The following is a 21,064-nucleotide window of genomic DNA, read 5'->3' on the forward strand; positions in this document are numbered from 1 at the left end:
TGTTTTGTTTCTATGTATTCAGAATATGGGCTTACTAGCTCACGAAATGAGCTAGTAAAATTAGATTCATTATTTGTTGTTTTTTCTTCATTTGTTTCATCGTTTTTTTCATTTTTTTGCTTGCGCTTTAGCGCACTACCGGCAACTCATCCCACTGCGTGGTGTAGTTCGGCGACCGGTTGCTTGATCTCATTTGCCAATCTTGCTTCGTTCCAGATGCTGCAGTTTTAATGGCGGCATTACCAAAGCGGCTATTAATAGAGTCCATGGCCTTCATAAGTCCCGCGGACTTGCCTTTGACTTCCATGTCATCAAATAGGGATTGCTGCATCGTCGGCTTATCAGCCAAGAGATTGAGGATGACTCCTGCTTTCTTGTACTTAAAGCCTGCTTTGTAGATTTGCTTCAAACCTTTTAATGCAGCGCTAGTCAGCGTTAAGGTGTTATCACTAGGATCACTCAGCACTACTGTGATGCTTTGATGATGTTGTGGCTCAAATGGTTTATGCGGGTTAGTTTGCACAAAGATCGTCAGCGCGCCCGTGACTGACTTCTGACTTCTAAGCTTCTCAGCACCTCTTGCGGCATGAGTGGCAACAGACTCAGACAAATCTTCCATTGAAGTCACTGGCTTGCCAAAACTTCTTGAGGAAATGATTTGTTGCTTAGCTGGTGCTACTTCTTCTAACTGCAGGCAAGATACTCCGCGCAACTCATAGCAAATACGCTCGATCACAACGCCAAACTGTTGACGCATAGCTTGTGGCGAGATTTGTACTAGATCAAATATGCTATTGATCTTGAGCTCTTTGAGTTTCTTGGCAGTCTTGCCGCCGATACCCCACACCTCACCTACTGCTGTCTCGGCCATCCACTGATAGAGCGCTGCTTTAGGCATGGAGCTGATGTCACACACGCCAGCAAACTGAGGGTGTTTTTTTGCCAAATGATTTGCTAACTTGGCAAGCGTCTTACTAGCCCCAATACCGACGCATACTGGCAAGCCTGTAGTGTCTTTAACATCTTGCTTAATAATTTGACCCAAGCTAGTGGGATCAGCATATTGCTTGAGCACTGTCTCGATTTGCAGAAAGCTCTCATCAATACTGTAGACCTCTAAATTGGGTGTGAACTTTCTTAAGACTTCTACTACCCTGCCACTCATATCGCCATACAAGGTGTAGTTTGATGAATAGGCTTGAATACCATGTTGCTGAGCCAGATCTTTCATCTGAAACCAAGGCGTGCCCATCTTCACGCCCAGCGCTTTGACTTCAGCACTACGCGCTACGGCGCAACCATCGTTATTCGATAGCACTACCATCGGCACATCTTCTAACTTGGGAGCAAATACACGCTCGCAAGATACATAGAAATTGTTTACATCGACCAGTGCGAAGAGTTGATTGGTTTGGCCGGCTTGGTTCATGCAGACCTTCCGTTTCTGCTGCTAGCGTGGCTGTACTTGCGCACCACCCCAACAACCACACCCCAGATTTGGAGTTCGCTGTTCTCATTAAAGGTAATGGGCTCGTAATTGGCGTTCTCGGGCTGCAGCTCAGTTTTGCCACGCAGTTGATAGAGACGCTTGATGGTGTACTCATCATCGACTACGGCAACAACGATATCTTTGTGTTTTGGTTTGAGAGCCTTATCCACTACTACCTTGTCGCCGTCACAAATACCCGCGCCCATCATCGAGTCCCCTTTGACGGTAAACATGAAGGTGGCTGGCTTGTTTTGGACTAAGTAGCTATTAAGGTCTAGACCTTCCTCGGCATAATCGGCCGCTGGGCTCGGAAATCCCGCTGAAATTCGGTGACTTAATAGCTTGAACTCATACGCAGAATGCACCCCCAAGGCTTGTGGAGCCTGGCTGAGGGTCGATTTTGGGGAGATCAGCTGAGTCGTCATAGTGATTAATATACTGTATATCCATACAGTATATGTAAAAACCTTAAAAGTGACTCATTTTTTGTTGTTTTACTGCTGATCCCCCCTTTTTCTAGTCATAAACCCCAAGTTCTTTAGCAGGGGAAGCACCACATAATGATTATGGAAATGCATGTAAAAGCGCATGCACTCATTAGAAAATGGCAGTAGGAGACGAATGAAGACTTACAAAATAGCCTCGATTCCGGGTGATGGTATTGGCAAAGAAGTGATCCCTGAATGCGAGAAAGTATTAAACGCTTTAAGTAAAAAACATCCTCAAGTGGCCTTTGCCTTTGAGCACTTTGATTGGGGTGGTGACTACTACCGCAAGCACGGCATCATGATGCCTCATGATGGCCTAGAGCCCTTACGCTCTAAAGATGCCATCTTGTTTGGTTCAGCTGGCGACCCTGATATTCCGGATCACATTACGCTGTGGGGTTTGCGTCTCAAAATTTGCCAAGGCTTTGATCAATATGCCAATGTGCGCCCCACTCGCATTCTTCCTGGCATCCAAACTCCCTTGCGCAATTGCAAGCCGGAACAATTGGACTGGGTGATTGTGCGGGAGAACTCAGAAGGTGAGTATTCCGGGGTAGGCGGCAGAGCCCACCAAGGTCACCCGATTGAAGTGGCGTCCGATATGAGCATCATGACGCGCGTTGGCGTAGAGCGTGTACAGCGCTTTGCCTTTCAGCTCGCGCAGTCTCGGCCCCGTAAACACCTCACCGTGATTACTAAGTCCAATGCCCAGCGACACGGCATGGTGATGTGGGATGAAATCGCTCAACTAGTGGCCAAAGATTTTCCAGATGTGACTTGGGATAAAGAGCTGGTCGATGCCGCTACCGCTCGCATGGTCAATCGTCCTGAGTCACTCGATACGATTGTGGCTACCAATTTGCATGCGGATGTCTTAAGTGATTTGGCAGCAGCGCTTGCCGGCAGCTTGGGCATTGCCCCTACTGCCAATCTTGATCCTGAAAGACGGTATCCATCGATGTTTGAGCCGATTCATGGTTCGGCATTTGACATTATGGGCCAGGGTTTGGCAAATCCCATTGGTACGTTTTGGTCTGCAGTCATGATGCTCGACTTCTTGGGAGAAAAGGAGCTTGGCAAAGTACTCATGCATGCAATTGAAATCGTCACTGCTAATCCGAAATTACATACCCGTGATTTAGGAGGCTCTGCAATGATGAGTGATGTGACTAATGCAGTAATTCAGGAGATTTCAAAATGAAAGTGTTTTCACTAATTAAGCTTGCCGTACTCTCTTTCAGCTTTATCTCAGTTGTCAGTGCACAGCCATTCCCTGATAAAACCATCCAATACATCATCCCCTTTCCACCCGCTGGAGAGTCAGACTTAGTGGCGCGCTATCAAGCCGATATTTCCGCCAAAAAGTTTAAGCAACCCATGGTGGTCATGAATCGCGCAGGTGCCGGCGGCGCACTTGTCTGGAGTGCTCTTAATACCTATCCCGCCGATGGCACTACAGTAGTCGGCGTCAATATTCCCCATACGATCTTGCAGCCATTACAAGAAGGTATTCAGTACAAAACCGATGACATCAACGCAATCTACTACTACCACTTCACTCCAGATGCCCTCATGGTCTCCGCTGACAGTCCTTATAAGACCTATCAAGAGCTAATTGCTGCCGCTAAAAAGGATCCTGGCAAGATCAATCTTGCTGGCTCTGCGCAATATTCTGCAAACCATATGGCAGTAGAGCGCTTAAATCAATTAGCTGGCGTGAAAATTAATTACGTTCCTTTTAAAGGTACGGGAGATTTAATTACTGCCTTAATTGGGATGCACGTAGATGGCGCCATGGGTTATCTACCTTTGGCGATTCAACAAAAATCTAAGGTGCGCACACTGGCAATTGCTACTGAAAAACGTAATCCCGCCCTACCAGATGTGCCCACATTTAAAGAGTTGGGCCTGAACTGGGTAGATGGCGCCTACCGCGGCGTTGCAGTACCCAAGGCTACGCCACTAGTCTTGCAGCAAAAAATGTCTGATTATTTTGCACAGCTCAATGCCGACCCTGAGACTAAGAAAAAGTTAGAGGACTCGGGCTTTGTGATTGTCGATATCCCACTCTCCAAAATGCCGGCGTTTATGAAAGAGAAAATTCCTCAGGCAATGGAAGATGCAAAGAATGCTGGGATGATTAAATAATGACTGAGTAGGTTGATAAAGCAATACATTAATTTGTCTTCATAAAACAAAAGCTACCATGTCGGTAGCTTTTGTTTTATAAGCAGTGTAAAAATCAGACGTCACTCATAAAGTCACCGCCACCGCTGTCATCCCATGAGCTTGCACCACCATCATCCCAAGAGCCGGCATCACGTACACCAAAGTTAGGATCTAAAGATGCTGGGCCGCCAACTTGATTCAGATTGGGGTTAGAGCCAGCATTGGAATGTCCGTTATCGTGACCACCCATGAGATTACTGGCTAATGCCTGGCCAGCATACATACCAGCACCCAATGCAGCGCCAGTGGCAAGACTACCCATCAGGCCGCTACCCATGCCACCTGCTGCTGGTGCTCCAGGATAGCCAGGGCCACCAGGACCGCCGGGATAGCCAGCGGGTCCACCTGGAGTTCCAGGGTATCCAGCGCTTGGGGCGTTATAGACCTGTACCGCTTCAGCCTTACGACGCTTCATCACAATGATGACGCCAACTACCAAGATGGCAATCAAACCCCAGAAAAGTGGGTTGCTGAAAATAGATGTCTGGCTAGTAGCAGGAGCGCTTGCACCACTTGCTAATTGCACTTGAAGTTTTTGCACTGACTCAGCTTGTGCAAACGGCAAACCTGGAGCTAAGTTTTGCGCTTTAATGAAATGATTGCGCGCCAGCTCTAACTTACCCTCTTTGAGGTAAAGCTCAGAAGCCACATAGTGGGCTTTTGCGCTGTTAGGATGGTTTTGCAGAACCTCTTTCATCATGACATCGGCTTTGGCCATCTGCCCAGATTGCACAGCTTGATACACCTCAGACAAAGTGGCCTCGGCAAATGCTGTATTGCTAATTAGCAGTAATGCTGCTGCGAATACGCTAACGAATAAATGGGTTACTTTACGAATGTTCATCAAGACTCCTTGTAGGATGTTTCGTGTGAATTTCATTATCCCTAGTTTAGGGATTTTTGCTATTCCCTACTTATATTGGGTCTTTTGGGGGGATTTCAAGGGGTCTAAGGCTAGATGACTTCCTTGAGATCGCCCTTTGAGGAGATTAAAAAAGCCTTATTTGGCTTGTCTTTCCGAATGCGCGCGAGCTCAGCTTGGTAGCCCTGCAATTGCTTGCGATATTTATCGTACTTCTCATCACCCTCTTCTGGAATCGTGAGCTTGTAATCTAGGATGGCCAAGTGATCATCAAACTCCACTAGACGATCCATGCGATAGCTTTTACCATGCTCGTCCGCTATATCAATCTCATTCCAGGCTTGGATCCATTGATTATCCGTAAGGTAGGGTTTGAGTATGGGCGCATCCATAACAAGCTGGACACGCTCCCTGAGTTTTTTGGCACGCTCTTGATCAATACCGAGCCAATTCATGAGCTCTTGCTCGCTTGGCATTGCAAGCGCAACTTGACTGCCAGAATGTGTGGTCAAGAACTCTAGCAGTTTATGGAAATGGGTACCCTCTTCCAAAATTTCTGGATCGGACTGCACTAGCGCTTGTGCTTGCTCTTTTGCTTTTGTAGCGATGGCTAGTGCACCGCTTTCAATATTGGCAATGACTTCTAGATGAGATTGCTTGGCCGCATCCCATGACAGTTGGAAATGATCCATCTGAAATGGTTCGCTATCGTTGGAGATCGCCCTCTCTTGCTCTTGCGGGATTACTTCAAGCAATTGGGTGGGGTCTAAGATTTCCATCCCAGCTGCCAGCGCCCTGCCATACCAAGATTTTTGGCCAATGCCATCTTTGATGTGAGATTGCACACCGCTAATCCATAAGCCTTGCTGTGCACGAGTCATTGCAACGTAGAGAAGGTTCCAATTTTCATTCTCACTCACTTCATTTTCTTTTTGATAGATTGCTGCGCGCTTCTCGGTCAAAGACTTTGCGGTATACAGAGACAGATGGCTTGGGCTAGTCTCATCAGGAGACCAGTCGAGCAGCACTCCGCGCTTAGGCGCTTTCCACTCGGTGTGGTTGGCATCCAACATGATCACAAATGGTGACTCTAATCCCTTGGCACCATGAATAGTCATGAGGCGTACACGCTGATACTGCTCTTCATCGGACATCTCGCTATCGAGATCCACCTCACCAATATCTTCGTCGGCTTCCGCTTCTACATCTCCCTCATCAGGAGTCTCATCATCGTCACCCCGACGCATCGCATTAATCTCTTCGATAAAACGACTCAAACTTGGGTAGCGGCCGCCATCTTGATTCAAGGCAAGTTCCAAGAACGCATCTAAATTAGCCAGTACCTGTGCACGCGCTAGATTTTGAGAAGCCACTGCATAACTAACTCGTAAATTGCTCTCTTGATAGATCAAGTCCAGCAGGTCATGTACAGGTAATACTTCGCCTAAACCTCTCCAACGTTCTAAATAGCGTGCCGCCTTCAGAGTCTCTGCCTCAGAACTACTTTGCAATGCATCCCACCAAGAAGCTTGGGTTTGACCTTGGCGCTCGCTTTGGCTATCGCCTACATGACTACTGAGCTTTTGCATTTGTTGCTCAGTAAAACTAAAGATTGGGCTACGCAATACTTGCGCTAATGGCAAGTCATGTCTTGGGGATACCAAGACGGTAAGTAATGCAATTAAGTCATCAATCTCTAGAGTATTGAGAAGGCCACCGAGGCGAGAACTGTCATAAGCTAAGCCCGCTTCACGCAGGGCTCGTTCAAATTGCGATAAGTAGGCACGTCGTTTCACGAGCAATATAAAGTCGCTAGCTCTTGCTGGGCGCCAATAGTCCTTACCATCTTTTTTATCAATTACTTGGCGTGTTGCTAATACATGATGAATCAAGCGACTGACTTGTTGACCTTCCCAATAGCGTTGCTGCACTCCGACAGTCAGTCCTGCATCCTCAATGGGGTTATCTAAAGCACTACCAGTACGCTCAGCTTGGTCTTGCTCTACACGCTCAATCAGTGGCAATAACATCGCCTCACCCTTGGTAGCAAACTCGTGCTTAGCGATACCTTCTATTGGCGCCTTCCAGTCAGTCTCTTGTTTAGCAAACACATAACTTGGTGGAACTGCATCTGTTAAAAAGATATTGTTCACTGCATCGTTAATTGCATGTGCATTTCTGCGGGTAGTGTTTTTTTGGAGTGATTTAGCTTGTAAGTTAGCAGTTAGAAAATCTCTGGCGCTATCAAATAATCTTGGGTCGGCACGGCGGAAGCGATAGATTGACTGCTTGGGGTCTCCTACAATAAAAACGCTGGGACGAGCGCCATCTTGTCCATAGCCCTCTAACCAGGATCGCAAAATCTGCCATTGCAGTGGATTGGTATCCTGAAACTCATCAATCAGAATGTGACTGTACTTCGCATCCAATCTAGCTTGTAGATAAGCGGCATTCGCCGGATCCGCCATGAGCTGGCTCACACCAATCTCTAAGTCATCAAAGTCGCGCACGCGCATAGACTCTTTCGCCTTTTGCATATGCTCTAGCATGGCTTCACTCATTGCAAACCAGGCGGTGTTAATCGCATCAGTATCTTGATCGTTTTGCCAGGCAAACCATGCCTCATATGCATCTACCCAGGCATTTCGAATGGCGGTGATCTGCGCTGGGTCGCCACCAGTCGAAGCAAGGTACTTTTGCATGGGTGAAGACATGTTGGCAATATCGTCTGATGGTGTCAGTGTACTTTTAGCGTAGAAACAGCTTTGCCATTCATCTGCAATCTCCACAATAGATTGGTCTGCTACGTGAAGAGCGATCGCCTTCTGTATCAATGGCACCCTTTTCTTTTGAGTGGCTGTGCCATTGCTAAAGCAATCTAGCATTACCTGCAAATCTTCTTTGGTGCCAGGGCGCCGCCAATATTCTTCTAGCGGGTTCGGTAAAGTTAAATTGGGCAAGCATTGCGCCAAAACATCAAGTGGCGAAATGCCCCTAGTCTTGCAGGAAGCTAAAAAGAATGTCCAAGCACCTCTTTGCTTAAAGAGGCTGTAATTGCCCATCAAAAACTTCTCGGTCTCAAATGCGCCAAACGCTTTGAGTAAAACGTCATAGTGTTGCTTAAGATCAGCAGATAAATCTCCCCACCAATCTTGCATACACTCTTCTTGTAAACGCTTAGCATCTTCACGAAGACTAAATCCAGGCTGCACTTCTGCTGAAATTGGGGCTGCTCCAAGAAGTCTTCCGAACCAGCCATGGAAGGTGTCAATCACAATCGATTGGGGGCTCATTAATACTTTAAGGTAAAGCGTTCTTGCTTGCGGCAATAAGTGCTTGGCTTGGGCACCATCTAAACCCCTGATGGTGAGCTCCTGCAGGAGTTGCCCATCAGTCATTTGAGAAAATTGTTCTAGCAATCCGTATAAGCGGTCACGCATTTCTTGTGCAGCTTTACGGGTAAAAGTCAGTGCTAGGATTTCTTGAGGCTTAGCGCCAGCAAGTAATAAGCGCACCATGCGCGCAACTAAGAGCCAAGTCTTGCCACTGCCCGCACAAGCAGAAACAATTACTGAGTTGTTGGGGTTGCAGGCCACGGGGTAATCAAAATTATCTTTCACCACATCCCCTTTCTGCAAATGCCCCTAGCTTCGCAATACTGGCACACGCTATCTGGTGCAAAAGCTTTCATGGGCTTGCGCGCCCACAAGACTTCTAGATCTTCATGTAGCTGCTCTGAAAATTGCTCCATCATCTCTGGCATATTTTCAACTGGATGTGTTCTGACAATCTTGTCATCGGCTTTCTTGAGATCTGCCTTTAGTGAAACCCACTCAGCTTGCTCAACAGTTCGCCCAGGAAGATGCGCAGCAATGGCATTTTCATTTACAGCGCGGGCATAGATTAATAGCTGAGGGTCATCTAAAAGACGCTCTGCCCGCTTCTTGATTTTGGTGATGCCTTGGTTCTTGTAATCAATGACTGCTGCGGCATTGGAATGATTGGTGTTGACATCAAAGCGGTCAGCACGCCCCGCAATCTCAATTTCCCTCTCGATACCATCAGAGTCAGTCAGGATTAGGATGAAGCCGACTGCTAGCTCGGCATCGTGATATTGCCAACCCTCTGCCTCACGCTTGAGTTGCCAAGCTACAAAGCTAGGGATCTGTTTTTGCCAATCACGCAAAGTTCCGGTGACCCTAGCATCGCCCTTAATTAAGCGCTCAAACTCTTTTTCTGAATACTTTGTGAGATGCTCTTGCATCCACAAACGACGAGCATCTTCGCCCTGATGAATGCTTGAATGGGATTTTTGCTCTTCTGTTTTTAATGCTTGGAAAAAGTTTTTTAATACAGCATGCAAAACCTGCCCTGCCAATGAGGCATCAAAGCCTTCCTCAAATTCTTTTGCCTTTCGCAATCCCAAGATGCTGCGGACATAATAGCGATAAGGGCAATCTCTTAAAGCCTTATATGCACTAGGGGACATGCTCACTGGCAAAGCAATCTCTGGATTGACCGTAGTGACCGCCTCCTGCAAAGGACGGGAGTGATCCGCATGCGTATCGGGCTTCACTTCTAATATTGACCAATCTGGAAGTTGCGTACGCAGACGACTAATCCAGGCTGATGGTCTGAGTGGTTCACCGCTCTTACTTTTACTTTGCCAAAGTAACTCCACCTCAGGACAAGAAATTAATAATTGCGATAGATCTCTGGCTTGCTGAATATATTGCGCTGTAATGGTCGAGGCTTTTAATAATCGATTGAGCGTGTCCGAGAAAAATAATGGCGGTTCAGAAAACGCTGGCAATTGTTGCTCATCACAACCCACCAAGACAACAGCATCAAACTCTCGTAAACGTGTTGAGCTCAGAGGCAGGATGCTCAGAGTTGCTTCCGCTTGTTGCCCCACCTCCTGATACGAGGCTTCTTCAATCACTGTCTTGAGTAAGCTCAGCCATTCCGGCAAACGCATACTAACTTGCCGGTAAGCTCCCGCGCCCAGATCAAAGGTCTTGAGTACTTCAAGTAATTGTTTACCGGCAGAGTCTTTCTCAAGCTCTTGTGTCATACCCATCTCTTGTAGATTGGTATTTAGAAGCACATAAGCATTTTCACAATCTAGCTTGAGCTCCAACCACTGGGCATGATGCCGTTGTAAGAAAGTAAGTAGCTCTAAGAGTGATTCATAAGGCACACTACCGCGCGATGATGAGTAAGCGTTAGCTCGCTCAATCGCCATCCGAAAGGTTTCCCAACCAGACTTTGCTTGGCTTGCAATCAGAATATCCTCGAGCTGCGCAATCAGACTGACACAAGCCTGTGGCGGCTTTTGCAAGGTATGCGCAATATCAAAAAATGGATTTTGCAAAAACTCGAGCAAAGCACTGGCACTCGGTCCTTCTTTTGGTGAACGAATTAACTCTAACCAACTATTGAGCGAGGCAGCGGCGCGAGTAGTGGATAGCTTCCAACCGGTTTCATCCCGAATACGCAAACTAGGACCAAAGCGGGATAACAATGCCCGCGCCCTTCTTGCAGCCAAACGATCTTGTGCAACTAGAGCGATATTGGTCTTGCCAGCAATTAAGTGCGCCTCAATTGACTTAGCTGCTGCCCAAGCTAGTTCTTCAAAGCGTCTAGCTGCTAGCAACTTCCACCCATTGTGAAAGCTTGCTTGAACATTGCGATCAATTTGAATCTGTTGTTCGCTATCTACGGGTTTGAGTTGACCCTCAGCATTTTGACCGCTTAAGGCTTCAGACCACAGCGCTACTGAATGCCAATCTAATCCAATATTGACTACGGGTGCAAATTGCGAATACTCCTGCAAGTACTCCGAGATCGTCTCTTGATCAATTGGCTTAGGATCGGCAGTCTCTACCCAAATCAAAGGCCTGGCAAGAGCTTGATTCGTACTGGCTGCTTGAAGATGGGCAGCCAAGGCGATATGTTTACGTATTACAGGATCACCAGGACTACTGAGATAGCGCCAGAAGGCTAATAACACTGTGGATTCTTGATCAACAACCTGACGAGATAAACCAACATAGGCTTTAGCGATTGCTTGATCTAACAGTGTTTCCACTTTTTTTACCCATAACTCTGCATCGAGGGTTGGGTTTTGCACTAAGGCATTAATCTCACTTTGCATGAGTGGCACGACTGCCTCTGACAAAGCATCGCATGCATCGATCACTGCCTGGGCCAATCCCCATGCACCCGCCTCATTCTCAGCCTTGAACCAGCTTTGCAATGTTTTATGTTTGCGCAAATTAATGTAAACAGATAACCAACGCTCTAGATTCGTTTGCTTCTTGGGGAACTTCCAAGCACCTGGCGCTGCTTCTAGCCAGTCGTTAAAACTCATGACTTGAGGTAGGAAGGCAATCTGACTTGGTAAATTCTGGGGTCGATACCTCTCTAAAGCGGCTCTCACCTCCATTAATGGGCCTGCCGTACTCAGCACTACTAAGGGACGCTGGTTGGCCTGCCTTGCACAATCCCAAATACCCTCAGCTAGCGACTCAAGAGCATGAGCATCAGGCGCAATTGCCCAAACATGTGGCTGCTTTTGCTGGTTTAGGGTCGGAAATGGGTGTGGCATTGAGTGTGGTGATGGGGCTGGCTTTGGGGCTAGTTGGTGAGCGATTTTTAGAAATTAGGCAGAAAGTGTGGCTTATTGCTAATATAAGCGTTGTAAGGCAATAACTATATAAAACTAAATAAGACTAATTAAGGAATTTTCATGAGTGCCGGCATCAAATATGTAACTGACGCTTCTTTCGAGCAAGACGTTCTCAAGTCCGATAAACCTGTTCTCTTGGACTTCTGGGCTGAGTGGTGTGGCCCTTGCAAGATGATCGGCCCCATCCTTGAAGAGCTGGCTGGTGAATACGGCGACAAGATTCAAATCGCTAAGATGAATGTGGATGAGAACCAAGGCGTTCCTGCCCAGTTCAATATTCGTGGCATTCCGACGTTGATCCTCTTTAAGAACGGCACTGTTGCTGCTCAAAAAGTAGGCGCTTTGGCCAAATCGCAGTTGACTGCTTTTATTGATAGTCATCTGTAAATAGTCCCAGATCACAGGTTCACTGGGTGAGCCTGTGGTTTTTAGCTGTTTTTAGTGTAGTATCTGTTTCATTAGCAGTTCAACGCACTTCAAGTGCCCCTCTTTTTCTAGCAAACTCCCCCAAACATTCCGCTTTTCAATTCTGTCTGATGTCCATCTAGACAGCGATACCCCAAAACACATTTACACCCTTATCTACACCCGAGAACCACATGCAATTATCTGAACTCAAAGTACTCCACGTATCCGCCCTGCTTGAAATGGCAGCTAGCCTGGAGATTGAAAATACGCAACGTATGCGCAAACAGGAGTTGATGTTTGCCATCCTGAAGAAACGCGCTAAAGAAGGCGAATCCGTTTTTGGTGACGGTACTTTGGAAGTATTGCCTGATGGCTTTGGTTTCTTGCGCTCCCCAGACGCCTCTTATATGGCTTCTCCGGACGATATCTATATTTCCCCTGCCCAAATCCGCCGCTTTAACCTGCACACTGGTGACAGCGTTGAAGGCGAGGTTCGTACACCTAAGGATGGCGAGCGTTACTTTGCACTGGTTAAGGTAGACAAGATTAACGGTTTGGCTCCTGAGGCCTTGAAAAACCGCATCATGTTCGAGAACTTAACGCCTTTGCACCCAAATCGCGTCATTCAATTAGAACGTGATATCAAGGCGGAAGAGAATTTAACTGGCCGTATTATCGATATGATCTCCCCGATTGGCTATGGCCAGCGTGGCTTGATCGTGTCTTCACCCAAATCCGGTAAGACCGTGATGATGCAGCATATTGCGCATGCGATTTCTGCAAACAATCCCGATGCTATCTTGATCGTGTTGTTAGTGGATGAGCGTCCTGAGGAAGTGACTGAAATGCAGCGCTCTGTTCGCGGCGAAGTCGTTGCATCGACCTTTGATGAGCCGGCTGTGCGTCACGTTCAAGTTGCCGAGATGGTGATTGAAAAAGCCAAGCGCTTAGTTGAGATGAAAAAAGACGTCATCATCTTGCTTGATTCGATTACCCGTCTAGCTCGCGCATACAACACCGTCATTCCTTCATCCGGAAAAGTACTCTCTGGTGGTGTGGATGCAAACGCATTGCAACGTCCAAAGCGCTTCTTCGGTGCGGCCCGTAACGTGGAAGAAGGTGGCTCACTCACCATCATTGCTACCGCTCTGATTGAAACAGGCAGCCGTATGGATGACCTCATCTACGAAGAGTTCAAAGGTACCGGCAATATGGAAGTACACCTTGAGCGTCGCTTGGCTGAGCGCCGTGTTTACCCATCGATTAATCTCAACAAGTCCGGTACCCGCCGTGAAGAGTTGCTGGTTAAAGCAGAAAATCTCCAGAAAATCTGGGTATTACGTAAATTATTGGCCGATATGGATGATATTGAGGCAATGAACTTTATCGTTGATAAACTCAAATCCACTAAAAATAATGGTGAATTCTTCGATTTAATGCGTAAGGGTGGCTAATTTAGGTTCCCAGAGCTGGTAAAAATACGCTTTGTTGTTGATTTCATGGCATAATTTTGCCTTTACCGCTTTAATCATTTGCATTTAACTTGGGTAAGTATTTAGGTCTCGTATTTTGTTACCTCACCAAAACGGCTGCCCGCTAATAGGACTCAATAATGAAACCTGGCATTCACCCCGAATATCGTGAAATCGTCTTTGTAGACGTTTCTAATAACTTCAGCTTCAAGACTCGCTCCACAATGTCTACTAAAGAGACAATCAAGTGGGAAGATGGCAAGGAATATCCTTTGTCCAAGATCGAGACTTCATCTGAGTCACACCCTTTCTACACTGGTACCCAGAAGATTATGGATACTGCCGGTCGTGTTGAGAAATTCCGTCAGAAATTCGGTACCAAAGCAGTTGCTAAAGCTACTGGTGATGGCGCTGCTAAAACAGCTGAGAAAAAAGCAGCTGCTGCAGAAGCTAAAGCTGCTGAAAAGCCAGCTAAGAAGAAGTAATAGGCTTACTCGACAAAGGGTTGGGTATTCACTACTCACCCTCCCCTGCGAGATAATCAAGGCAGCGTTTGCTGCCTTTTTTATTGCTAGTTTTATATGGTCAAACTCACCGCCGCCGCCACTACCTCCATTCCACGCATCATTATTTTTGCGTTGACTTTAGTCTATGGTTTTGCCGGACTCTTTGCGCGTGACCCCTGGAAGAACGAAGATGCCATTGGATTTGGTGGCATGTGGACTTTGCACAGTGGCAAAGCAATCGAATGGATTGTGCCGCACCTTGCGGGGCGTGATGTTTCTCTTGGCGCACCCTTCCCCTACTGGCTAGGCGCCACCCTGATGGATTTGTTTGGTCCATTCATTGGCATGGCCAATGCGGCACGTCTTTATGCGGCAGTTTGCTTCTTTGCCGCTGCACTAGCCATTTGGTACGCAACTTATCTATTGGGGCGTCGTCCAGAAGTGCAGCCAATGGTACTGGCAGTTGGTGGTCAGCCTGGTCGTAAAAATTACGGTATGACTATGGCCGATGGTGCGCTACTGATTTTCTTAGCTTGCGTTGGACTTGCGCAACGTGCGCATGAGACTACGCCAATGATGGCGCAACTGATGGGCATCAGCATTGTCTTATACGGCACAGTACGTGGTTTAGATAAACCCTGGCAAGGCGGCCTTTGGAGTGGCCTTGGGATTGCGATCGTGGCGCTCTCAAGCAATCTGACGCTCAGCCTCATCATCGTCAGCTCCACCATCATTGCAGTGATTGCCAGTAATGCGAAGTTGCGCTTTCGCTGGACCTTAACTAGTACGGTCTTCGGTCTCATCGGTTTTGCGATTTGGCCGGCACTTTGGTATTTGGGTGACCTTACTCCCGAGTGGCGTCATATCGCACAAGAAGGTTGGCGCAACATGCCAGAAATGCGCGCAACACCTTCTATTGAATCCCTAGGATTTTTGAGTGTTAACTTTTGGGCCTACGCCTGGCCTGTTTGGCCCTTGGCTATCATCTCGCTCGCACACTGGGGCCGAGTAAAAGAGGCAGGCCAATGGCGCGCTCCTCATCTGTGCATTCCGCTGAGTTTGTTTATTGGTTGCTTGTTTTATGTTCTGTTCCGCCTAGAGGCAAACGAACATGACCTCATCATTTTGATTCCCAGTTTATCGATCATTGCTGCATTTAGTTTGCCGATTCTCAAGCGCAACCTGATTAGCTTTATTGATTGGTTTGCGATGTTTAGCTTCACCATGATCGCTTTGGCTATTTGGATTATTTGGCTCGCTAAGGTGACTGGCTTCCCAGAATCAACCGCTGCAAATTTAGCAAGACTATTACCTGGCTTTCAGGCGCAATTTGATTACATCAGTTTTATTGTCGCCCTAGTGGTTACGGGTGTATGGTTGGCAATTGTGCGCTGGAGAACTTCTCGCGCCCCTAAAGAAATCTGGCGCTGCCTCATCATCTCCGCCTCTGGCACCACCTTGATGTGGGTTCTGCTAATGACCTTATGGTTGCCAACCATCAATTATGCTAAGACTTATCGCTATGTTTCTGATCGTCTGGAAACGATTATTGCCAATACGCCAGGATGCATTGATACATCTAATCTGGGTCCAGCTCAGTTAGCTTCATTTAGCTATTTCACCAAACTACCTTTGCGTGATGATTCCAGCTGCAATCTGATGTTAACTCACAGCTCTTTAGAGGCCAAGGCATACGCCAGTCTCAATAAAAAGAAAATTGAATTACTCTGGGAAGATCGCCGTGCGTCTGATCGTGATGAGCGTCTGCGCCTGTATCAAATTACCCCTGCAGGTAAAGAATAAAACGTGCTGCACTTTAAATTATCGCGTTTGCGCGAGGATGTGCCTTCCCTTCTAAAACTCGCCGGCCCACTTCTCATTGGTCAACTAGCAGTCATTACCTTTGGTGTTTTAGATACTGCGATGACAGCGCGCTATTCTGCCGATGACTTAGCTGCTCTAGCAATGGCTTCAGCGATCTTTATTAGTATTTATGTTGGGCTCACCGGCGTAATCTCTGCCCTAGCCCCAATCGCCGGACAACTCTTTGGAGCCAAGCGTTTTGGTGAGATTGGTGAGGAAGTACGCCAAGCCACCTGGCTCGCTCTTGGGCTGACCTTATTAGGTGCTGCGATTTTGCTCAATGCAGACCACTTACTAGAAATCTCTCAAGTAACACCAGATATTGAAGGTAAGGCCAAGTTGTATCTCAATATCCTAGCAATTGGTTTGCCGGCCAGCATGGCAATGCGCGTACTCATGGCGCTTCACAATGCGGTTTCAAGGCCAACAGTCATTACCGTAGTGCAACTGATCGGCTTGGGCTTAAAACTGCCACTCAATCTCTTATTTATTTATGGAGGCTTGGGCATTGAAGGTATGGGTGGGCCAGGCTGCGCAGTTGCTACTGTCATCATCAACTGGTTTTGGTTCATCATCACACTAGGCTTTGTGCTCTTTGATAGCTTCTATAAACCATTCAAAATCTTTGTACGCTTTAGTTGGCCTGACTGGCATCGCATCTGGACCCTACTCAAATTGGGTGCGCCCATTGGCTTTAGTTATTTAATTGAAGTGACCTCTTTTACATTTATGTCACTCTTTATTGCGCGCTTAGGTACCACTGCTTTAGCTGGCCATCAAATTGTGGCGAATATGGGAACAGTAATTTACATGGTACCCCTGTCCCTATCGATTGCCACGATGACTTTGGTATCTCAATCTATTGGCGCAGATAAACAAGAACGTGCAGAAGAAATTGGCTGGTCGTCGGTTTTCTTCACCACCACTTTATGTGTTTTCATTGGGGTGATGGTGTGGATTTTTAGAGTGAACTTACTAGATCTTTACGATCCACCGGACGAGGTGAAGGCATTCTCCATCCCCCTCTTTCTGTTTATTGCTTTTTATCAACTCTTTGATGCTTTGCAAATTACTGCAGCATTTATTCTGCGTGCCTATCGTATTGCCTTCTGGCCTATGCTGATTTATGCAGGCTCACTTTGGGGTGTAGGTTTGGGTGGTGGATATTTGATGGGCTTTAATGTCTTAGGCAATACGCCGGAGTTTTTACAAGGCGCTAACGGCTTTTGGGCTGGCAATAGTATGAGCCTAGGATTAGCTGCTCTACTCTTACTCTATCTCTTTAGAAGAACGGCAGCACGATTTGAGAAAACGCATCCGCCGGTTCAGGTTTGATTTCGGTAAATTGTTTTACTGAATCGGTTTAAATCCACTACTTGGAGGTCTGTAGTTAGGATTACCCCCCTGCGATGGATAACTTGGTACCTGATTGCCTTTGGAGTACATACACTGTTGGTAAGCGATGTTGTATTGCGCCTGCGCTTGGTTTTGTTTGCCAGATGCATTCATAGCACCCATGGCTGCACCACCGAGTAAGCCAACGCCTGCACCAGTACCAATGTTCTGACTACTGCCTCCCTGAATGACAGCACCAGCTGCAGCGCCGATAGCAGCGCCGATTGCCGCACTGGTAGCACCTTCTTTTAAGGCAGCATTACTAGTATCTTTGATTGCATTTGCAGCAAACTCACGGCACTGCTGATCTTCTTGCTGGAACACTTCAAAAGGTTTGCCTTCACGCGGCATGATGGCGATCGTTGGGCCAGTTGGCGCAGAGACACAAGCAGCTAAAGAGACTAAAGAGCTGATGATGACCAAAGTCAGTACGGCACGTTTCATATTCATTTCCTAAATTGAGTCACTTAGTTAATTAGTTAATTAGTTAATTTTGTCTGTACTGCTTGGTAGGCGCGTTGCCCGACGGTGGCATTGCCGGCTGAGTCTGCCAGCCTGACGCACAACTTTGTACGTATGGAAAGTATTGCCCACTTGCTTCACAGTAATACCAAACTGGAGCCTGGGGCTGAGAAGCCAATACCATAGGCTGCTGCGGAGTCGCATAGCTCACCACGGGTGGCGCTGCATAAACTACGGGTGGTGCATAGTAGCCAGCAGCATAAGGGTAGCCATAGCCAGGACCATAATATCCACCACGCCAGCCTGGGCCCCATCCGCCGCCATAGCCTGGCCCATATGCTGCAGGACGCCAACCGCCACCATAGCCACCCCCAACAGAGACCGCCCAGCCGACATTACCCGCCTGAGCTGGTGCCGACGCCGATATAAGCGCTAATACTCCGGCTACCGTGATGATCGCTAGCATCGCTTTAGGGATGCTGAATTTGTATTGCAGTTGAGCTGTATTCATAGTGGACCCCTTCAAATGGTCGCCTCCTACTACCTTTAACGCATCAGCTAAATCCAAGCTGACAGGAATAGGGCTTTTTATTAAGATATTTATTACTTTGCCGCATTGTGCTACTGCTCTAATTTTGCGCCTGATTTGTAAATAACCCTACCCCATTTATTCGTCTCGGATTGGATCAGCTTCTGGAGGTCTTGGGGACTTCCTGGCGCTGGTTCCAAACCACTGGCACGAAGCTTGTTTTTGACTTCGGTCTGATTGAGGGTTTGGCGAGTTAGGGTATTTAAACGCTTTTGTAGATCTGGAGGTAGATTTGCTGGCGCCATGAGAGAAAACCACGAGGTTGCCTCAAATCCAGGTAAGCCTTGCTCTGCCATGGTCGGAATCTCTGGAGCTACTGGAGAGCGTTTTAGAGTCGTTACTCCTAAGGCCTGAACCTCACCCGCCTTAATCAAAGACAAGGATGAAGACAGGTTATCAAACAACATAGAAATACGACCACTGATGAGATCAGGCAAAGATTGGGCTCTTCCTTTATATGGAATATGCCGAATCTGCACACCAGTCATCTCTTTAAAGAGTTCGCCAGACATATGCAATGAAGTGCCGACACCAGATGAGCCAAAAGTAAGCTCATTCGGTTTGGCTTTGGCGAGCTCAATCAGTTCGTGAAGATTATTGACACCCAACTTCTTATTGACCACCAGTACATTGGGGGTGCTCGCTAAAAAACTAATGGGCGTGAAATCATTGATCGGATGAAAAGACATCTTGTCATAAAGGGCGCCGTTGATTGCATGAATACCTACAGTACCGATCAGGAGTGTGTAGCCATCTGGCTCGCTCTTGGCTACCAGGTCAGCTCCAATATTGCCGCCATAGCCGGGACGATTTTCTACCAGCACTGGCACACCTAGACTTTTCTGCCAACTTTCAGCTAGTACACGCGCCAAAATATCGGGCGCCCCACCAGGTGTAAATGTCACCACAATTTTGATGGTTTGTTTAGGCCAAGCAGCATCGGTTTTAATTGTTTGGGATTGGGCGAAATTAGTGAGGCCCAAGAAAACCAGTAAGGTTAGAAGACACTTCACAGGCGCCGACTTAAAAACCAAAACGCGTACGCAGCCAAATCCATCCCTCATATTGAACAGGATCATCAGCACAAGGACCAATGCCACATTCAAACAGAGTGGAGGCTAAGTTAGCAAAGACTAAAACAATAAATAAAATGATTAATGTATTGGCAAGCAGTGAACGCGAGCGCACATCTCGGTTAGGCAACATCAATAGAATTGCTAGCCCTGCAATAAGCCCAAGATAAGCTACAAAGGCCCAAGTGTAAAAGTGCAACTCTAAGAAGGTGGCACCAAATCCTTTATCTCCCGGTAAAACATGCAAGAGCACCTGGCGCAAAGATACCATCATGCCTACTAAGCCACCAATGATGCCCCAGCCGTAGTGAGCAGAATGCGCACCACAACGAATATTGAGTACTAGTGCAAAGCCGATAATCACAAAACCCATACGCTGCATAAGACACAGTGGGCATGGCAGTTCACCGAAATAGAGTTGATCGACAAAGGCATAGGACAACATGCCAATAATCGCAGTCAAAGCCAGCTGATTACCAAGACCTGCCAAAGAAGGAAAAGAGTGCTTGCTCATCTTCTTTAGAAATTGAGATTGAGATGACTGTTCGCATGAATGCGGAACCAGAACATCAAGATGCCAACGGTAATAGCCAGTAGCGCTAAACCTGCCAGTCGTTTCTCAAACCACACAAGGACAAGGCCGATAAAGGCTGTCAGGAAAGGTAGAAACATATACATAAATGAATTCTATCGCAGGTCGATCTATACCGAAAAACAAGTGCCTCAAAGGGTCTTTTGTATAGAATGAGGTAATGAACTCCGCCCCACCGTGCATCGACCTTCAGCTTGATGGATCTACAGCCCGAATCACCTTCAATAATCCTAGTGCACGCAATGCCTTGACATGGCCTATGTATGAAGAACTCAAGCGAATTTGCGATGCGATCGCAAACATGCCAGAGATCAAGGTAGCTATTTTTAGAGGCGCCGGTGATAAAGCCTTTGTATCGGGCAGCGACATACAGCAATTTGTGGCGCTCCAAAAAGATGAGCCCTATGAAGTTGCAGTAGATGCTATTTTTCACTCTCTGCAACATTTGCCGATTCCGACAATTGCACTCATCGAAGGATTAGCAGTAGGTAGCGGCTTACTCATTGCTACTGCATGTGATTTCAGAATATCGACCAATGATGCGCGCTTCGGTATTCCAGTCGCCAAGACCTTGGGTAACTGTTTATCGCCCAGCAATCTATCTTGGATTGCTTATCACTTAGGCGTGCCAATGGTAAAGCGCATGTTACTCAGTGCAGAACTGATTACAGCACCCGAGTTACTTGGCTCAGGCTACCTCTACCAAACTACTACCCCTGATGCTATTGCAGAAGTAACTGAAGTTTTAGCTGGGAAATTAGCGACCCTCGCACCCATGACACAAAAGGCGAGCAAAGTCACTTTGGCGCGCTTGATGGAGAGTAACTTACCGGATTGCACCGAGCTCATGAGGCAGACTTATAACAGCCTTGACTTCAAAGAAGGAGTCAATGCCTTCCTTGAAGGACGCCCGCCTCAGTGGCTTGGTAAATAAAGATCGACTAC

Annotated in this window: 18 protein-coding genes; 8 read left to right on the forward strand and 10 right to left on the reverse strand. The window is 47.1% G+C overall.

The features are described 5' to 3' along the window. Positions 1–127: 127 nt before the first annotated feature. Both ICV89_RS06505 and ICV89_RS06510 read right to left on the reverse strand, forming a co-directional pair. A complete protein-coding gene (locus ICV89_RS06505) occupies positions 128–1,429 on the reverse strand; it encodes a Y-family DNA polymerase (protein WP_215307550.1) in 1,302 nt (433 codons plus the stop codon). Next, positions 1,426–1,914 (reverse strand): LexA family transcriptional regulator, encoded by a 489-nt coding sequence (locus ICV89_RS06510; protein WP_251370793.1) that lies wholly within the window; start codon positions 1,912–1,914, stop codon positions 1,426–1,428. The genes ICV89_RS06505 and ICV89_RS06510 overlap by 4 nt, the downstream gene beginning before the upstream one ends. Positions 1,915–2,110: 196 nt before the next feature. Between ICV89_RS06510 and ICV89_RS06515 the strand changes: the two genes are divergently transcribed. Further along, on the forward strand, positions 2,111–3,178 hold the full coding sequence (locus ICV89_RS06515; RefSeq protein WP_215310350.1) for a tartrate dehydrogenase: 1,068 nt from the start codon (positions 2,111–2,113) through the stop codon (positions 3,176–3,178). Further along, positions 3,175–4,125 carry a tripartite tricarboxylate transporter substrate binding protein gene (locus ICV89_RS06520; protein ID WP_215307552.1) on the forward strand — a complete coding sequence of 317 codons (951 nt, stop codon included), beginning with the start codon at positions 3,175–3,177 and terminating at the stop codon, positions 4,123–4,125. The genes ICV89_RS06515 and ICV89_RS06520 overlap by 4 nt, the downstream gene beginning before the upstream one ends. A gap of 94 nt (positions 4,126–4,219) precedes the next feature. On the opposite strand, the gene ICV89_RS06525 is transcribed toward ICV89_RS06520, so the two are convergent. The 3 genes from ICV89_RS06525 to ICV89_RS06535 form a co-directional block, all read right to left on the reverse strand. Further along, positions 4,220–5,050 (reverse strand): tetratricopeptide repeat protein, encoded by an 831-nt coding sequence (locus ICV89_RS06525; protein ID WP_215307554.1) that lies wholly within the window; start codon positions 5,048–5,050, stop codon positions 4,220–4,222. A 110-nt stretch (positions 5,051–5,160) separates the two neighbouring features. Beyond that, on the reverse strand, positions 5,161–8,688 hold the full coding sequence (locus ICV89_RS06530) for an exodeoxyribonuclease V subunit beta (RefSeq protein WP_251370794.1): 3,528 nt from the start codon (positions 8,686–8,688) through the stop codon (positions 5,161–5,163). Further along, positions 8,685–11,678: a PD-(D/E)XK nuclease family protein gene (locus ICV89_RS06535; RefSeq protein ID WP_215307556.1), complete on the reverse strand. Its 2,994-nt coding sequence runs from the start codon at positions 11,676–11,678 to the stop codon at positions 8,685–8,687. Before ICV89_RS06535 ends, ICV89_RS06530 begins: the two co-directional genes overlap by 4 nt. Before the next feature lie 141 nt (positions 11,679–11,819). Here ICV89_RS06535 and trxA point away from each other — a divergent pair, with 141 nt between their 5' ends. The 5 genes from trxA (at position 11,820) to ICV89_RS06560 (ending at position 17,343) form a co-directional block, all read left to right on the forward strand. After that, positions 11,820–12,146 (forward strand): thioredoxin TrxA, encoded by a 327-nt coding sequence (gene trxA, locus ICV89_RS06540; RefSeq protein WP_062309025.1) that lies wholly within the window; start codon positions 11,820–11,822, stop codon positions 12,144–12,146. Between the two features lie 212 nt (positions 12,147–12,358). Continuing rightward, complete coding sequence (rho, locus tag ICV89_RS06545) at positions 12,359–13,621, forward strand: transcription termination factor Rho (protein ID WP_046330324.1); 1,263 nt, start codon at positions 12,359–12,361, stop codon at positions 13,619–13,621. 158 nt (positions 13,622–13,779) lie between these two features. Continuing rightward, complete coding sequence (locus ICV89_RS06550) at positions 13,780–14,124, forward strand: type B 50S ribosomal protein L31 (protein ID WP_215307558.1); 345 nt, start codon at positions 13,780–13,782, stop codon at positions 14,122–14,124. 96 nt (positions 14,125–14,220) lie between these two features. Continuing rightward, positions 14,221–15,948, forward strand: coding sequence for a glycosyltransferase family 39 protein (locus tag ICV89_RS06555; RefSeq protein ID WP_215307560.1), 1,728 nt, complete (start codon positions 14,221–14,223; stop codon positions 15,946–15,948). Positions 15,949–15,951: 3 nt separating this feature from the next. Beyond that, a complete protein-coding gene (locus ICV89_RS06560) occupies positions 15,952–17,343 on the forward strand; it encodes an MATE family efflux transporter (RefSeq protein ID WP_215307562.1) in 1,392 nt (463 codons plus the stop codon). A gap of 15 nt (positions 17,344–17,358) precedes the next feature. Here ICV89_RS06560 and ICV89_RS06565 read toward each other — a convergent pair whose 3' ends face one another. From ICV89_RS06565 to ICV89_RS06585, 5 genes are all read right to left on the reverse strand, one after another. Further along, a complete protein-coding gene (locus ICV89_RS06565; protein ID WP_215307564.1) occupies positions 17,359–17,847 on the reverse strand; it encodes a glycine zipper family protein in 489 nt (162 codons plus the stop codon). Between the two features lie 43 nt (positions 17,848–17,890). Further along, positions 17,891–18,376, reverse strand: a complete 486-nt coding sequence (locus ICV89_RS06570; RefSeq protein ID WP_215307566.1) for a hypothetical protein — start codon at positions 18,374–18,376, stop codon at positions 17,891–17,893. Between the two features lie 110 nt (positions 18,377–18,486). Next, on the reverse strand, positions 18,487–19,467 hold the full coding sequence (locus tag ICV89_RS06575; protein ID WP_251370795.1) for a tripartite tricarboxylate transporter substrate binding protein: 981 nt from the start codon (positions 19,465–19,467) through the stop codon (positions 18,487–18,489). A gap of 10 nt (positions 19,468–19,477) precedes the next feature. Then, on the reverse strand, positions 19,478–20,041 hold the full coding sequence (locus ICV89_RS06580) for a disulfide bond formation protein B (protein ID WP_215307568.1): 564 nt from the start codon (positions 20,039–20,041) through the stop codon (positions 19,478–19,480). 5 nt (positions 20,042–20,046) lie between these two features. Then, a complete protein-coding gene (locus ICV89_RS06585) occupies positions 20,047–20,199 on the reverse strand; it encodes a DUF5993 family protein (protein ID WP_215307570.1) in 153 nt (50 codons plus the stop codon). Between the two features lie 80 nt (positions 20,200–20,279). On the opposite strand from ICV89_RS06585, the gene ICV89_RS06590 reads away from it, so the two are divergent. Further along, positions 20,280–21,053 (forward strand): enoyl-CoA hydratase/isomerase family protein, encoded by a 774-nt coding sequence (locus tag ICV89_RS06590; protein WP_215307571.1) that lies wholly within the window; start codon positions 20,280–20,282, stop codon positions 21,051–21,053. Positions 21,054–21,064 lie beyond the last annotated feature (11 nt).

It is taken from the genome of Polynucleobacter sp. Adler-ghost, from assembly GCF_018688495.1.
Taxonomy (GTDB): domain Bacteria; phylum Pseudomonadota; class Gammaproteobacteria; order Burkholderiales; family Burkholderiaceae; genus Polynucleobacter.

Excerpts from the sequence above, each read along its gene's own strand:
- ICV89_RS06505 (WP_215307550.1), bottom strand. The coding sequence starts at position 1,429 with ATGAACCAAGCCGGCCAAACCAATCAACTCTTCGCACTGGTCGATGTA.
- ICV89_RS06510 (WP_251370793.1), bottom strand. The coding sequence starts at position 1,914 with ATGACGACTCAGCTGATCTCCCCAAAATCGACCCTCAGCCAGGCTCCA.
- ICV89_RS06515 (WP_215310350.1), top strand. The coding sequence starts at position 2,111 with ATGAAGACTTACAAAATAGCCTCGATTCCGGGTGATGGTATTGGCAAA.
- ICV89_RS06520 (WP_215307552.1), top strand. The coding sequence starts at position 3,175 with ATGAAAGTGTTTTCACTAATTAAGCTTGCCGTACTCTCTTTCAGCTTT.
- ICV89_RS06525 (WP_215307554.1), bottom strand. The coding sequence starts at position 5,050 with ATGAACATTCGTAAAGTAACCCATTTATTCGTTAGCGTATTCGCAGCA.
- ICV89_RS06535 (WP_215307556.1), bottom strand. The coding sequence starts at position 11,678 with ATGCCACACCCATTTCCGACCCTAAACCAGCAAAAGCAGCCACATGTT.
- trxA (WP_062309025.1), top strand. The coding sequence starts at position 11,820 with ATGAGTGCCGGCATCAAATATGTAACTGACGCTTCTTTCGAGCAAGAC.
- rho (WP_046330324.1), top strand. The coding sequence starts at position 12,359 with ATGCAATTATCTGAACTCAAAGTACTCCACGTATCCGCCCTGCTTGAA.
- ICV89_RS06550 (WP_215307558.1), top strand. The coding sequence starts at position 13,780 with ATGAAACCTGGCATTCACCCCGAATATCGTGAAATCGTCTTTGTAGAC.
- ICV89_RS06555 (WP_215307560.1), top strand. The coding sequence starts at position 14,221 with ATGGTCAAACTCACCGCCGCCGCCACTACCTCCATTCCACGCATCATT.
- ICV89_RS06565 (WP_215307564.1), bottom strand. The coding sequence starts at position 17,847 with ATGAAACGTGCCGTACTGACTTTGGTCATCATCAGCTCTTTAGTCTCT.
- ICV89_RS06570 (WP_215307566.1), bottom strand. The coding sequence starts at position 18,376 with ATGAATACAGCTCAACTGCAATACAAATTCAGCATCCCTAAAGCGATG.
- ICV89_RS06580 (WP_215307568.1), bottom strand. The coding sequence starts at position 20,041 with ATGAGCAAGCACTCTTTTCCTTCTTTGGCAGGTCTTGGTAATCAGCTG.
- ICV89_RS06585 (WP_215307570.1), bottom strand. The coding sequence starts at position 20,199 with ATGTTTCTACCTTTCCTGACAGCCTTTATCGGCCTTGTCCTTGTGTGG.
- ICV89_RS06590 (WP_215307571.1), top strand. The coding sequence starts at position 20,280 with ATGAACTCCGCCCCACCGTGCATCGACCTTCAGCTTGATGGATCTACA.